Genomic DNA, 16211 nt, shown 5'->3' with positions numbered 1-16211 from the left:
CAGTTTGTAACAAAGAGAATTGTGATATAATAATCCATGAGAAGTAAAAAATAAGTACTAATAAAATAAGTATGACTTTTTTAATATAGAATAAAGACATTTCTTATTGATAGGAGTTGAGAACATATGGATAAAATAGAATTATTAGCGCCAGGTGGAAGTAAAGAAAGTATCTATGCTGCTGTTCAAGGTGGTGCAGATGCTATATATATGGGCGGGAGTAAGTTTTCTGCTAGAGCCTATGCAAATAATTTTAATGAAGAAGAATTAATAGAAGTAGTGAATTATTGTCATTTATATAATGTTAAAGTATATATAGCCTTTAATACTGTGATAAAAGAAGATGAGTTAGGTGAAGCTTTAGAGTATGGGAAGTTTCTATATGAAATTGGTGTAGATGCTATTATAACTCAAGATATGGGATTATTTAAAATTATAAAAGAAGCTATACCAGATTTTGAAATTCATGCATCCACACAAATGACTATACATAATGGAGAAGGGGCTATATTTTTAAAGAATGAGGGCTTTCAAAGAATAGTTTTATCAAGGGAGTTAAGTCTAGATGAAATAAGATATATTTCAAAGGACTTAGATATAGAAACAGAAATATTTGTCCATGGAGCATTATGTATAAGTTATTCTGGACAATGCCTTATGAGTAGTATCATAGGAGGAAGAAGCGGAAATAGAGGAAGATGTGCACAGCCCTGTAGATTACCTTATACTATAATAAAAAAATCTAGTGGAGAAAATAGAGAAGGGTATTTATTAAGTCCAAAGGATACTTGTACTATAGATGAAATTAAAAGTTTAATTGAAAGTGGGACTTCATCATTAAAGATAGAAGGTAGAATGAAAAAGCCTGAATATGTAAGTGGTGTTGTAACTACCTATAGAGAAGCTATAGATAGTGTGTATCACAACAAATGTTTTGAGATAGCACCTAAAAAGGCCATATTAAATCAATTATTTAATAGAGAAGGGTTTTCAAAGGCATATCTTAGAGGAAACATTGGAAGAGACATGATGGCATATAATTGCCCCAAAAATACAGGTGTATTTTTAGGCACCGTTGAAAAAGATTTAACCATACAGCTTCAAAAGGATATAAAAGCCCAGGATGGAGTTAGAACTGATAATAGTGGATTTACAATCACAAATATTTTAAAGGGGAAAGAAAAGGTTAAAGAAGCCTCTAAAGGCGAAAAAGTGAAGCTTATGCCTACTAAATATAAGGTTGGAGATAAAGTATATGTAACTTCAGATACTGAACTTTTAACTAAACTTCAAAAAAATTATGAAGATATTTATGGTGTAAAGTTACCCTTAACTATAAAGGTTAGATTTGCTCCAGGAGAAAGATTTTATTTATCTACGGTTTATCAGGAAAAAGAATTTGAAGTCTATGGAGAAAATGTAGAGGTTGCAGCTAATAAGCCTATGGATAAGGAAGCCATAATTAAAAATCTCAATAAGTTAGGGGATACTCCTTTTAAACTAGAAAACATTGAATTTGAAACCTTTGAAGAAGGATTTTTAAGGGTATCATCTATAAATAGTGTAAGACGTGAGCTTATTGAAGATATAATGAAGTATATTAAAATTCGTGATAAACGGCATGTGGAAGAAAAGGCTTATAAAGAATTTAATAGGAATTCTAAAGAAGCTAAAGATATATTTAATGATGAGTATCTAATATGCGTTAAAACTCTAGAACAATTAAAAAGTGTATTAAGTTTTATAGATGAAAATCCAGATATAGATCCAGCTATAGGAGTAGATTTATTTAAAAAGGGTGGAGGTTTTAATTTAGAAGAAGTAGATTATGAAAATTTATATATGATTGTTCCTAATATAATAAAAAGTGAATTTAATTTAGTTACTGAAGCTATAGAAAAGAATATTTCTAAAATTAAGGGGTTAATTACAGCTAATTTAGGTATAATAAATGTGTTTAAAAACAGACTTAACATAATTGGAGATTATAAGTTAAATATTTTAAATAGTGAAAGCTATGATTTTTATAATAGGTATACAGATATATCAGCTTTAAGTGTAGAACTTAACAATAAAGAAATGTTTTCTATAGCTAAAAATATTAAAACTCCAGTGCAAGTAGTAGTTTATGGTAAGTATGAACTTATGGTAAGTGAATACTGTGTAATTGGCAGTACCTTTGGTGATAAGAGCTCTACTTCAAACTGTAATTTCAGATGTGACAAGGATAAGTTTGTATTAAGAGATAGGATGAATGAAGAGTTTCTGGTTACTACGGATAAATATTGTAGAAGCCATATATATAATACATTACCTGTAAATATAGTTCCATTCATTAAGGAATTAAGGAAAAATAATATTAACAATTATAGAGTTGACTTTATAGATGAAGATTATAATCAGGTTTTAAAGGTGATGAAATATATATTTAAAGATGAAGATGTAGATTTAGGGAAAACTACAAAAGGACATTATAAGAGGGGAATTGAATAGAAAGTAGGGGATAAGAAATGAATGAAAAGACCTTTAAAGTACTTGAGTATTATAAAATCAAGGAAATATTAAAAAAGTATACAGTTACAAAAGCGGGGAAAGATTTAATTGATAATCTGAAACCATATAACAATCTCTATGAAATCAAAGAGCATTTAGAGGAGACTAAGGAAGCATTAATTTTATTAACTACAAAAAGTGCACCACCCTTTGAAGGAATATATGATGTTAGGGAAGCGCTTTTAAGAGCTAAGAAAAATTCCACACTTATGCCAGTAGAATTACTTAGAATTGGTAATATGCTTAAAAGTTCTAGAAATTTTAAGGAATATGTACAGAGTAAGGACGATGAAACAACTTATAGAGTTTTGGAAGATATAATAGCAGGTATAGTTCCCTTTAAGAACATTGAAGATGAAATCTTTAGAGCTATTATTGGAGAGGATGAAATTGCAGATAGAGCTAGTGAAACTTTATTTATAATTAGAAAGAAACTAAAAGATAAAAGTTCTTCCATTAAAGACAGAGTTAATAGCATGGTTAGGACCTACTCTAAATATCTTCAAGAAAGTCTTTATACTGTAAGAGGAGATAGATATGTACTTCCTGTAAGATCTGAGTATAAAGAACAGGTTAAGGGTTTGATCCATGACCAGAGTGGTACAGGTGCTACATTATTTATAGAGCCTATGGGACTAGTAGATCTTAATAATGAAATAAGAGAACTTAGAAATAAAGAAAAGGCAGAAATAAATAGAATTCTTAAGGAACTTACTTTAAAAATTGCAGGTAACATTGATGTTATAGAGAATAATGGAAGTATTATATGGGAATTAGATTTTATATTTGCAAAAGCTAAATATGCCAATGAATTAAATTGTATATGTCCAGAGGTAAATGATAAAGGAATTATAGATTTAATAGAGGCTAGGCATCCTTTAATAGACCAAAAGGTAGTAGTACCAAGCACTATTTATCTTGGTAGAGAGTTTACTTCTTTAGTTATTACAGGTCCTAATACAGGAGGTAAAACTGTAACACTAAAAACTGTAGGTTTAATAGAGCTTATGGCTATGAGTGGAATGATGATTCCTGCAAGAGCAGGTTCAGCTGTTAGTGTATTCTCAAATATATTTGCTGATATTGGTGATGAACAAAGTATAGAACAAAGTTTATCTACTTTCTCATCTCATATGACTAATATAGTAAATATTATTAATGAAGCAGATGAAAATACTTTAGCACTTTTTGATGAGCTTGGTTCAGGAACAGATCCAACGGAGGGTGCAGCTCTTGCTATGAGTATTTTGGATAACTTAAGGGATAGAAATACAAAAATAATAGCAACTACTCACTATAGTGAACTTAAAGGTTATGCTTTAAAAACTGTTGGAGTAGAAAATGGCTCTGTAGAATTCGATGTTGAAACTTTAAGACCAACTTATAATTTGCTTATAGGTGTGCCAGGTAAATCTAATGCCTTTGAAATATCAAGGAGGCTTGGTCTTCCAGAGTATATTATAAATAGTGCTAAAGAAAATATTTCCACAGAGAGCTTAAAGTTTGAAGAGTTAATACAAAATCTTCAACAAAAGAGCATTAAAGCAGAAAATGATGCTAGGAAGGCAGAAGGTTTAAAAGCAGAAGCAGAAAAACTAAAAAATAAATATGAAGAAAAGTTATATAAGTTCGAAAATGTTAGAGAAAAAGCTATCTATGAAGCACAACGAGAAGCTAAAGAGCTTATAAAAGCTGCTAAGGAAGAAGCTGATTCCATTGTTAAAAATATAAGAGAACTTGAAAGGTTAGGCTATTCTTCAGAAGCTAGAACTAAAATAGAGAATGAAAGAAAGAAGATAAAGGATTCTCTTGATAACATGGAAGAAAAATTAAGTAAAAAAGATGAGCCTAAGGGAGAAGGATTAACTTCTGTAACTCAAGGACAGGAGGTATATCTTCCATCTTTAAATCAGAATGTTATAGTAGTATCCGAGGTGGATAATAAGGGAGAAGTTCAAGTTCAAGCTGGAATAATGAAAATCTCTGTAAAGCTTAAGGATTTAAGGAAGGGAAAAGTGTCTAGTGAAGATAAGAAAAAAGCTAAGGTTCAAAGAAGAGAAGCTAAGCTTAATCTAAAAGCAGTATCATCTTCAGTAGACTTAAGGGGTATGGATTCCGAGGAGGCTATTTATACCACAGATAAGTATTTAGATGAAGCTTATCTTGGTGGTCTCGGCGAAGTTACAGTAATTCATGGTAAAGGAACAGGAGTACTTAAGAGTTCTATAACTGATTTATTAAAACATCATCCCCATGTTAAAAGCTATAGACTTGGTAATTATGGAGAAGGTGGAACAGGAGTTACTGTGGTTGAGTTAAAGTAATACTAGAGTATAGGGGTTGACGAAATGATTTTGGTAAGTGGATGTCTTTGTGGTATTAACTGCAAATATGACGGTAACAATAATTTAAATGAAAAAATTCTTGAACTTTTAAGACAAGGGAAGGCTATACCAGTATGTCCAGAGCAACTTGGAGGACAGGCGACTCCTAGAGAAGCTCATGAGATTGTAAATGGTGATGGTGCTATGGTCTTAGATGGAAAATGTAGGGTTTTAGGAAGAGATGTAAGTGATGATGTAACTGGTGAATTTATTAAAGGTGCAGAGGAAACATTAAATATAGCTAGAGAGTTAAAAATTGATACAGCTATTTTAAAGGCAAGGAGTCCATCATGTGGAAAAGGAATTATATATGATGGTACTTTTTCAGGTGGTAAAAAAACAGGTAATGGAGTAACTGCAGAGCTTTTAATTAGAAATAATATAAAGATTTATACTGAAGATGAATTGGATAAATTCTTTGAGGAAAATAATATTTAGTTTTATAGTTAGGTGGGGATTTTATGAATTATAGTGATGTTAGAAAAGAAGCTAGAGTTAATTTAAATAATAGCTGTAAAGTATGTAATGTATGCAATGGAGTTGTTTGTGCAGGAGAAGTCCCAGGTATGGGTGGAAAAGGTACTGGAAATGCATTTACAGAAAACATTAGAGCTCTTGAAAGATATAAGCTTAATATGCGCGTAATTCACGATGCTAAGGATCCAGATACAGCTATTGAGATTTTTGGTAAGAAGTTAGATATACCAGTTTTTGCAGCTCCAGTTTCAGGAACTACTCTTAACATGGGTGGAAAGTATTCTGAAGAAGAGTATATTTCTTGGGTTATTGGAGGTACTTTAGATGCAGGTATATACCCAATGGTAGGAGATACAGCAGTAGATACATTTTTAACAACTAATTTAAAAGTGTTAAAGGAGTTTAATGGTGAAGGTATTGTATTTATAAAACCATGGGAAAATAAAAATATAATTGAAAAGATAAAATTAGCTGAGGAGTCAGGAGCATTTGCCGTAGGCGTGGATATAGATGCCTGTGGACTTATAACTTTAGCTCTTCATGGGAAGCCAGTAATGCCTAAAGGAGTAAAGGAGATAAAGGAATTAGTTAACAGTACTAAACTTCCATTTATACTAAAGGGAATTATGACAGTAGATGAAGCATTACTTGCAGTAGAATCAGGTGTAGATGCTATAGTAGTTTCTAACCATGGAGGTAGAGTTTTAGATGAAACTCCAGGTGTAGCAGATGTTCTTGAAGATATAGCAAAAGCAGTAAAGGGTAAAGTTAAGATTTTAGCTGATGGAGGAGTAAGAACAGGAGTAGATGTACTTAAATTCTTAGCCCTTGGTGCAGATGCTGTATTAATAGGAAGGCCTTTTGTAACTGCATCCTTTGGTGGTAAAAGAGATGGTGTAAAAACTTATGTTCATGGATTAAAGGGAGAGTTGAAATCTGCTATGGTACTTACGGGATGTAAAGATGTAGATAGTATAGATAAGAGAATTATATTCCAAAGAAAATAATCGAATAAGTAAAGTTTTTTAAAGTAATAAAAATTTTTAATAGATATCTTAAATTGTATAATTTAAGATATCTATTTTTGTTAATTTTAAATAAAAAATACACTATTACACTTTAGCAGTTAAAATTGACTCAGAAAGGATTACACATTATACTTAAAAGTAAGAAAATATAAAATATTATAAAAAAAGTGTTGGATATCTACTACTTATTTCAATTTTTTAGTAAACCTATACATAAGGAGTGAAAATATGGTTAAAAGTTTAGAAGAATTGTTAGAATTAGCAAAGAAAAAAGAAAAGAAAACTATGGCAGTAGCAGTAGCACAAGACAATGTTGTTCTAGAAGCAGTGATAAAGGCAGTGGACATGGGTATCATAAATGCTATATTAGTTGGAAATGAAGAGAAAATTAAAACTATAGCAAAAGATTCTAATATAGACTTATCTAGAGTAAGAATAATTAATGAGTGTGACATAACTAAGGCTGCAGCAAAGGCTGTGGAATTGGTTACAAAGGGCGAGGCTAATTATGTAATGAAAGGATTACTTGGGACTTCAGATTTATTAAGAGCTGTACTTAATAAGGAAGCAAATCTAAGAACAAATAATTTACTATCTCATGTAATGGTGTATGATGTAAAGTCTTATGATAAGCTGTTACTTCTTACCGATGGAGGAATGGTGCCATATCCAGAATTAAAAGATAAAATAGGAATATTAAAGAATGCAGTAACAGTGGCAAAAGCACTAGAGATAGATATGCCAAAGGTAGCACCAATTTGTGCTGTAGAAGTAATTAATCCATCAATGCAGGCAACTTTAGATGCAGCAGCTCTTTCAGCAATGAATAAGAGAGGACAAATTAAAGGTTGTATAATAGATGGTCCACTGGGACTTGATAACGCTATATCTAAGGAAGCGGCTCACCACAAAGGAATTGTAAGTGATGTAGCAGGAGAAGTGGATATACTTCTTGTACCTAATATTGAAGCTGGAAACTTCCTAGGAAAGTCTATGACTTATTTTGCTGGTGCTGAAAGTGCTGGAGTAATTGTAGGTGCAAAATGCCCCGTAGTATTGGTTTCTAGAGCAGATAGTGCAAAATCCAAGCTTTATTCAATAGCATTAGGTAGTATTTTAGGGTAAACAATTATTGGGGAATAATTGAAGTAGGATAGTTAATTAATTATTAAAAGATAAATTGTAATGGGGGAATGTGAATATGAAAAAGGTTATAATGACTGGTAATGAAGCCATCGCTAGAGGTGCCTATGAAGCTGGATGTCATGTAGCATCAGCTTATCCAGGAACACCTAGTACAGAAATATTAGAGAACTTTGCATTATATGAAGGTGTATATGCAGAATGGGCACCAAATGAAAAGGTTGGTTTTGAAGTAGCATCAGGTGCATCTATTGGAGGAGCAAGAGTGCTTACTACAATGAAGCATGTAGGACTTAATGTGGCTGCTGACCCATTATTTACTATGGCATATGAAGGAGTTAACGGAGGTTTTGTAGTTGTAACTGCTGATGATCCAGGAATGCACTCTTCTCAAAATGAGCAAGATAACAGATTTTATGCTCCTCATGCTAAGGTTGCAATGGTTGAACCATCAAACTCACAAGAATGCATTGACTATATGAAGGAAGCATATGAAATAAGTGAAAAATTTGATACATTAGTTTTATTTAGAGTTACAACTAGAATTTCACACTCTAAAACAGTAGTAGAGGTTGGAGATAAACAAGCTGTAGAAGTGAAGCCATATGAAAAAAATATTAAAAAATATATAATGACTCCAGGTCATTCAAAAATTAAACACTATGAAGTAGAAGAGAGATTAGAGAAGCTAAGACAATATTCTAATACTACAAAGCTTAATAGAATGGAAATGGGAAATACAAAGATAGGTATAATTACTAGTGGTATTTCTTATGAATATTGTAGAGAAGTTTTTGGAGATAATGCATCATACCTAAAGATAGGTTTCTCTTACCCATTACCAGATGAAATGATTAAAGAGTTTGCATCTAAGGTAGAAAAATTATATGTAGTAGAAGAGAATGATCCATACTTAGAAAATTCAGTTAAAGCTTTAGGAATTAGCTGCATAGGTAAGGAAGTTATTCCTATATGTGAAGAACTAAATCCAGCCATTATTAGAAGAGGTATTTTAGGAGAAGAAAATAAAATAACTTATACAGCAGATACTAATCCACCTTCTAGACCACCAGTGCTATGTCCAGGATGTCCTCACAGAGGAATATTCTATGCAGTATCAAAATATAAGGATGTAATAGCTTCTGGAGATATTGGATGCTATACTCTTGGTATGAATGCACCACTTAGTGTAACTGACACTGTAATTTGCATGGGTGCTTCTATATCAGCTGGTGTAGGAATGGAAAGAGCTAGTATAGTAGCTAATAGAGAAGATAAAAAGGTATTTGCATTTATTGGAGATTCAACGTTCTTCCATTCAGGAGTAACTGGATTAATTGAAAGTGTTTATAACAATACACCGATAGTAACTGTAATTCTTGATAACAGAATCACAGGAATGACAGGGCACCAAGAAAATCCAGGAACAGGTAGAACCCTTCAAAATAGAGAAGCTCCAATGGTAGATATTGAAGCTTTAGTCCTTGCATGTGGTATTAAAAAGGAAAATATAAAGGTAGTAGATCCATATAAAATAGAAGAAACTTCAAAGGCTGTAAAAGAAGCTCATGATAGCACAGAACCTTTTGTAATTATTACAAAACAACCTTGTGCTTTGATAAAAGACGTATTAAAGAAAAGAGCTAACTTAAAGTGTAAAGTTGATGTAGAGAAATGTAAGAAGTGTAAAATGTGCTTAAAAACAGGATGTCCAGCATTGAAATTCCAAAATGGTGTAGTGGAAATAGATGAAAGCATGTGTAATGGTTGTGAAATATGTAAGCAAGTTTGTCCATTTGATGCTATAGAAAAGGTTGGTGAATAATATGAAGGAAGTAAAAAGTATATTATTTATAGGTGTAGGAGGACAAGGAACTATCTTAGCTTCAAAAATATTATCTGAAGGCTTGTTAAGAAATGGCTATGACGTTAAAATGTCTGAGGTTCATGGAATGGCTCAAAGAGGAGGAAGTGTTACTACTCAAGTTAGATTTGGAGAAAAAGTCTATTCTCCTTTAATAGAAAAAGGAAAAGCTGATGCCATAGTTGCTTTTGAAAAAAGTGAAGCACTAAGAGCACTACCTTATTTAAAAGAAGGTGGACATTTAATAGTAAATGATTATGAAATTCATCCTGTACCAGTACTAATAGGACTAGAAAAGTATCCAGAGGGTGTAAATGAGGCACTAAGATCTACAGCAGAAAATACAGTTATAATTAAAGCGGCAGAAATTGCAAAAGATCTAGGTAATATGAAAGCACAAAACGTTGTATTACTAGGAGCGTTACTTAAAGCCCTAGATATAAAGGAAGTAAATTGGGAAGAGGTTGTAGCTTCATTAGTGCCAGCAAAGGCTGTAGAGTTAAATAAGAAAGCTTTAGTTGCAGGAATGGAAGTATAGAGGAAAATCAGAAGAGTTAATTTCATGATTAAAGCTTGTTCATTATAAGGTTTAGAATAAGTTTCTATAAAATATTAGCTTTACTCTATTATATAGAGGTAAAGCTAATATTTTTTATATAAGCAATAAATTTATATGATTTTCATTATTTTCTGATATAATATATTATAGTAAAAGTCTGAAAAGTAGATCTAATGATAATAAGAGTATATTAAGTTTAGTGGTTACTATTCATAATTATATAAGTAAAATTACTATGGGAGGATAATTAATGGGAATATACAAAGCACCAAATTCAGAAGAAAAAAAAGCTATAAAAAAATATAGTAAGTTATTTGAAGATATTAAGATATCTGAGCCAGCGCTATTTTTGGGAAATACATATAAAGAGGTAATATTTGAAAAAAAAGGTATTGTCAGCTTAATTGGTAAGAAAAAGGGATATATATATATTGATGTAAATAATAAAGTAGTAGAAGATGAGAAAACAATAATGAGACTAGGAAGAATATTCTTTTTCATGGAAGCATTCTTAAATGATGATAATGGTAGTATAATTAAGGCTCTTCAAAATGAAGAAGAAGTAGAAAAAAATAAAACTGATTTGGAATTAATGATGAAAGGCTTTGAAATCATTGAGAAAATGAATAAAAAATATGATATTGAACATAAGGAAGTTGAAAAGGTTAAAGATATATTATCAAAACTAATAGAACTTAGAGCTAAAACTAACTTGAAATTACAAGATTTTCTTAAGGTAGTACAGGAAGAAACATCAAAACAGAAATACTTTGATGAAAATATTATTGAAGCATGTATGCCAGCATATAAAGAAGTGATGGCATGTAATTATGAAAAGGTGATACTCATAGCTAAAGGATCTTCAAGTTATAACTGCTTAAAAAAGGCGGCAGAGAAAGTAAGGAAAAAATATACTATAAGATTTAATATATCTTATACAGATCCATTAATGAAGGTAAACTATATGATGGGTTATTTTGAAAGTTTAATTAGAGCTTATGAAAGCATTATTAACATGTCTTATAATCAGTATTTAAAAAGTATAGTAAATTCAGGAAGAACCAATGCTGAATTTAAATTATTAGAGTTAAGAAATAAGAAAAAAAATTAAAAGATCAATACAGTTAAAGATTAATAAAAATAATTAAAGGTATGTATGTGAGAGATATCATACCTTTAATTATTATAATTTATATAATATAAAATTCACATTTATTATTCAACGTTAATAAATACTGCATCCTCATCTTTAACTACATTTATATACTCAACTTCAGGATCTTCAGTACCTTGAACATAAAGGCCAGTATCTTTTAGTTGTTGAACATAATCTACAATTTCTTGTGTGATTTTTTCTCCCGGGCATAGTACAGGTATTCCTGGTGGATAAGCCATTAGGAATTCACCACTAATCATGCCTACGCTATTTTTAATTCTAACAGAAGTTTTAACACTGTTGAAGGCTTCGTTAGGAATCTGTATTTGCTCAGGAATGGAAGGGATGTCTATGAAGTCTGCTTTAGCAGTACCCTTGCCATAATAGTCATCACTGATTTCTCTCAAAGCTCTTAAAAGTCTTTCCATGCCATCTTCAGTATCGCCAAAGGAACCTACAATAAGGACATTATATAAATCCGAAAGTTCCATTTGAATATGATACTTGTTTGTTAAAATCATATCCAAATCATAACCAGTTATACCTAAATCTCTACAAGTTATTGTAATTTTAGTTGGATCAAAGGCATATGCTCCAGGAACTCCTAAGATTTCTTCGCCAAAGCAATAGAAACCAGGGATTTTATTAACTTCATCTCTAACATAATTAGAAAGTTCTATTGTTTTATCTAGTAATTCTTCTCCACCCAATGCAATTTGTCTTCTAGCAGTATCTAATGAAGCCATTAGAATATAAGAAGGCGAAGTTGTATGCATTAAGTTTAAAACCTGTTTTACCCTTGGAATACTTACTCTTTTAGAGTTAACTTGAAGTAGAGATCCTTGAGTTAAAGCACCAATAATTTTATGAGTACTTTGAGCACAGATATCAGCACCAGCTTCCATGGCAGACATAGGTAAATTTTTATTAAAGTTTAAATGCGGTCCATGAGCCTCATCAACTATTAAAGGAATATCATATTCATGAACGATATCAGCAATTTGCTGAATGTCTGTAGATACACCATAATAAGTTGGATTGATTATAAGAACAGCTTTAGCATCCTTATTAGCTTCCAATGTAGTTCTTACTGTTTCAGGTGTAACTCCATTTGCAATTCCTATCTTTTTATCTAACTCAGGCTGCATATATACAGGGATAGCACCAGCTAAGATAATTCCTCCAGTAATGGATTTATGAACATTCCTAGGAATTATTATTTTGTCCCCAGCACCTACTACAGAAAGAATCATTGCTTGAATAGCGCCGGATGTTCCATGAACAGAGAAAAAGCATGCATCTGAACCGTAGGCATCAGCAGCTAATTCTTGAGCTTTTTTTATAGGACCTGTTGGATGATGATAACTATCTACTAGTTTAAAAACTGTAACGTCAATCTTAAACGGATTTTCGCCCATGAAGTTTTTAAAATCTATGTCTACTCCAACACCTTTTTTATGCCCAGGAACATGGAATGGAAGAGTGTCTCTATTCACATATTCCATTAAGGCATCAAATAATGGGGTTTCATTTTGGTTTAACTTATACAATTCCATACCCTCTTTCTAATTTATAAAGTATAGAGATATCAATAATATAATTTAATGACCTCCCTATAATAATTTTACTCCAAATATAATATTTATAAAGTTATAAAACAAATTTATTATAGAATAATATTAGTATCAATGCAATAAGATTTTAGTTTATAATTAAATATTTATAATGTTTTACTTATTATATGAGTTATAAGATTATAAATGTATAATAAAGCATATAAATTTTATGCGTTTATTAAATTGTGTTATATAAAAAATAAAAAAAATACGAAAATATTACTTTATACAAAAAACAGATGATTAAAAATAAAATAAATGGTAATATAGTTTAGTGGAATAAATTAAAAAATATAGAATAGTAAGAAGGTGCATTATGAGTAATGAAAATTATTTTTTAGAAAAACTTGAGAAAATGCTATTTCTTGAAATAAAAAAAGGTAGCAAAATAAATGAATATGTATTTAAAGATAATATATATCTACCAGTAAATTCAGATAAAATAGTTTCCAAAACTAAAGAAGGAGATGATTTATCTAATATTCCTGTTAATTTTTTTATAGAGGGAATTTTTTATGCACTAGGAGCAGATAAAAACTTTAAATTTAATCATGTATATAAGGAAATAATAGAATCCATTCCTAATAGCGTTAATTATATAAAAGGAAAAATATTTGAGAATATTAAAAATGAAAAGTATGAAGATGGATATATATTATTAAAAGGATTATTGGAAGTTGAAATTACAACAGATAATTTAAATAAAGCTTTTATTTTAATTGATGGAATGAGAAAAAATAATATTGTATTTAAAGAAGAGATTATTAAACTTATTGAAATTGGAAAAGAGATTAAGGATTATCCACAACCTTATTATTATTCAGCCTTAGTAAGTTATGAAGATAAAGATTTTGAAAAAGCTCATTTTAATATTAAACAATATATATCATTGGGAGGAAATGTAAGTGAAGAGGTTGAGGTATTAAAAGAGAATCTAGATATAATCAATTCTTTTGATAAGGGGAAAGAACTTGTATATGAAGAGCCAAAGAAAGCGTTAGAAGTATTATTACCACTAATAGATGTATTAGGGGATAGCGCTGAGATATTTTATTATATTGCAGTTTCTTATAGAATTTTACAAAACTATGAAAAAGCTATATACTATTTAAATGAAGCATTATCTATAGATAGTAACTATGTTCAGGTGTTTAATGAACTTGGGATAAACTATGCTTGCTTGAATGATTTCGAAACTGCAATTAAGTATTTAAGGAAAGTATTTGAGGTTACCAAATCTATAGAGGTATGCACTAATTTAATAATGTGTTATATAAATATTAAGGATTTTAATCAAGCAAAAATACATTTAGATATAGCTAAAAAATTAGATCCAGAGGATGAAATTGTAAAGGAACTTGAAGAAACATTAGGATAATCAAACGAAAAAGAATGTATCAATAGAATATAAATAATTAAATAATATTTTATGAATAACTTTGAATGCAATTGTGTTTACATGCAAAAAACAGTATAATAACTGTGATAAACTTTTGAAATTTGCATTTCAAAACATCTTGAAGTATTTGATTACCATAATTGATTTAGGAAGTGAAGTTATGAAAAAAGAAAATAAAAATATAGTTTTAGATGTAATTCTTGTCGCAATAAGTTTATATTTGGCTTTATTACTAAAATTTGATTTCAGGATACAACCTGATTATAGAGAGTTTTTTATATTATCAATAGTTCCAGTTGTAGCATTAACAATTATATTTAATATGATATTCAAACTATATAGTAATATTTGGAAATATGCATCTGTTGAGGAGTTACTATCGATAGTATATTCTATGACTGCTTCTAATATAGTATTTATAATCTATGGTTATTTTATAAGCCACACTATGTTAAAAAGTAGATTTTTTAGATTTCCAATAACTGTTCATATTATATTTTGGCTATTGAGCGTAATAAGCTTAGGTGGAGTTAGATTTTTATATAGAATCATGGAGAATAATGGAACAGATAAAGGATCGATTAACAAAAAAAAGAATTTGTTAATCATAGGTGCTGGAGATGCTGGAGCTATACTTATTAAAGAAATAAATAATAATAGTACTTTGCACTATAAAATTGTTGGGTTGATTGATGATAATATAAATAAGATAGGTAAGAGAATTCATGGAGTAAAGGTTGTAGGAGATAGAAATAAGATTATATCCTTTTGTAAGCAAAACAAAGTTGATGAAATAATGCTTGCGATGCCATCAGTGGATAAGAATACTAAGAAAGAAATTCTAGATATATGTAAACAGGTGACAAAAAATATTAAAACCATGCCAGGTATTTATAAAATTATTGATGATAGCATAAATGTAAATCATATGAGAGATGTGAACATTGATGATTTATTGGGAAGAGAATCGATAAAGCTAAAATCGGAGCATATAGAAAGATATATAAAAAATAAAACAATACTAGTTACTGGTGGTGGTGGAAGTATTGGGTCTGAAATTATTAGGCAAATAGCAAAATTCTCACCTAGAAAAATAATTATTCTGGATATATATGAGAATAATGCTTATGATTTAGAAATGGAATTTAACAGAAACTATCCAGAAATAAATAAACAAGTAATTATTGCTTCTGTAAGAGATATGATAAGAATAGATCAAATATTTGACGAGCACAAACCAGAAGTGGTATTCCATGCAGCAGCTCATAAGCATGTACCTTTAATGGAGGGAAATGCAGGGGATGCAATTAAAAATAATATTTTAGGTACATATAATGTAGCTAAATGCTGTAATAAATATAATGTTAAAAAGTTTGTTTTAATTAGTACAGATAAGGCAGTAAATCCAACTAATGTAATGGGAGCCACTAAAAGATTTTGTGAACTTATAATTCAAGCTTTTAATGAAGTTAGTAAAACAGATTATGTAGCAGTTAGATTTGGAAATGTTCTTGGAAGTAATGGTTCAGTAATACCACTATTTAAAAAGCAAATTGAAAAGGGTGGACCAGTAACTGTAACCCATCCAGAAATAACAAGGTTCTTTATGACTATTCCTGAGGCTGCTCAATTAGTTATTCAAGCTGGTGGTCTTGCAGATGGTGGAGAGATATTTGTATTAGATATGGGTAAACCGGTTAAAATGGTTGATTTAGCAAGAGATTTAATAACATTATCTGGATATAAGCCAGATGTAGATATTAAAATAGAATATGTGGGATTAAGACCAGGTGAAAAGTTGTATGAAGAGCTTTTAATGGATGAAGTAGCACTTACATCTACAGAGCATAATAAAATTTTTGTAGAAAAACCTAAAGATGCTACTATAGAATTTATTGAAGAAGCTATAAAACAGTTTAGAAATGTAGATAATATGACTAAAGAAGAAATAATAAAATTGCTTGAAGAAAAAGTTCCTACATATAAAAGAAAGAAAGACTAAGATATGTAACGAATTGTGTAATGTAATAAA

General features: G+C 30.2%; 11 protein-coding genes. 10 read left to right on the top strand and 1 reads right to left on the bottom strand.

What is annotated here, in order from left to right; translation table 11 throughout:
• Positions 1-126 precede the first annotated feature (126 nt).
• The 8 genes from B2S02_RS06375 to B2S02_RS06340 all read left to right on the top strand — a co-directional run bounded on the left by B2S02_RS06375 (position 127) and on the right by B2S02_RS06340 (position 11119).
• A complete protein-coding gene (locus tag B2S02_RS06375) occupies positions 127-2493 on the top strand; it encodes a U32 family peptidase (RefSeq protein WP_346920457.1) in 2367 nt (788 codons plus the stop codon).
• Positions 2494-2510: 17 nt separating this feature from the next.
• The gene (locus tag B2S02_RS06370; protein WP_346848605.1) at positions 2511-4877 is read left to right on the top strand and encodes an endonuclease MutS2; all 2367 of its coding nucleotides are present in this window, start codon (positions 2511-2513) and stop codon (positions 4875-4877) included.
• Between the two features lie 24 nt (positions 4878-4901).
• On the top strand, positions 4902-5375 hold the full coding sequence (locus tag B2S02_RS06365; RefSeq protein ID WP_346848606.1) for a DUF523 domain-containing protein: 474 nt from the start codon (positions 4902-4904) through the stop codon (positions 5373-5375).
• Positions 5376-5398: 23 nt separating this feature from the next.
• A complete protein-coding gene (locus B2S02_RS06360; RefSeq protein ID WP_346848607.1) occupies positions 5399-6421 on the top strand; it encodes an alpha-hydroxy-acid oxidizing protein in 1023 nt (340 codons plus the stop codon).
• A gap of 249 nt (positions 6422-6670) precedes the next feature.
• The gene (locus B2S02_RS06355) at positions 6671-7567 is read left to right on the top strand and encodes a phosphate butyryltransferase (protein WP_346848608.1); all 897 of its coding nucleotides are present in this window, start codon (positions 6671-6673) and stop codon (positions 7565-7567) included.
• A gap of 76 nt (positions 7568-7643) precedes the next feature.
• Complete coding sequence (gene iorA / locus B2S02_RS06350; RefSeq protein ID WP_346848609.1) at positions 7644-9410, top strand: indolepyruvate ferredoxin oxidoreductase subunit alpha; 1767 nt, start codon at positions 7644-7646, stop codon at positions 9408-9410.
• Position 9411: 1 nt separating this feature from the next.
• A complete protein-coding gene (locus tag B2S02_RS06345) occupies positions 9412-9987 on the top strand; it encodes an indolepyruvate oxidoreductase subunit beta (protein ID WP_346848610.1) in 576 nt (191 codons plus the stop codon).
• A gap of 271 nt (positions 9988-10258) precedes the next feature.
• A complete protein-coding gene (locus B2S02_RS06340; RefSeq protein WP_346848611.1) occupies positions 10259-11119 on the top strand; it encodes a hypothetical protein in 861 nt (286 codons plus the stop codon).
• Positions 11120-11223: 104 nt separating this feature from the next.
• Here B2S02_RS06340 and B2S02_RS06335 read toward each other — a convergent pair whose 3' ends face one another.
• Complete coding sequence (locus tag B2S02_RS06335; protein ID WP_346848612.1) at positions 11224-12714, bottom strand: aminotransferase class I/II-fold pyridoxal phosphate-dependent enzyme; 1491 nt, start codon at positions 12712-12714, stop codon at positions 11224-11226.
• Between the two features lie 382 nt (positions 12715-13096).
• Here B2S02_RS06335 and B2S02_RS06330 point away from each other — a divergent pair, with 382 nt between their 5' ends.
• A complete protein-coding gene (locus tag B2S02_RS06330; RefSeq protein ID WP_346848613.1) occupies positions 13097-14158 on the top strand; it encodes a tetratricopeptide repeat protein in 1062 nt (353 codons plus the stop codon).
• A gap of 181 nt (positions 14159-14339) precedes the next feature.
• Positions 14340-16181, top strand: a complete 1842-nt coding sequence (locus tag B2S02_RS06325) for a nucleoside-diphosphate sugar epimerase/dehydratase (RefSeq protein WP_346848614.1) — start codon at positions 14340-14342, stop codon at positions 16179-16181.
• The last annotated feature ends 30 nt before the right edge of the window (positions 16182-16211 follow it).

It is taken from the genome of Clostridium sp. UBA7339 (genome assembly GCF_002470865.1).
Taxonomy (GTDB): Bacteria; Bacillota; Clostridia; order Clostridiales; family Clostridiaceae; genus Clostridium_J; species Clostridium_J sulfidigenes.
Note: the sequence above shows the minus strand (reverse complement) of the source record. Positions and strands in the feature narration are given on the sequence as shown.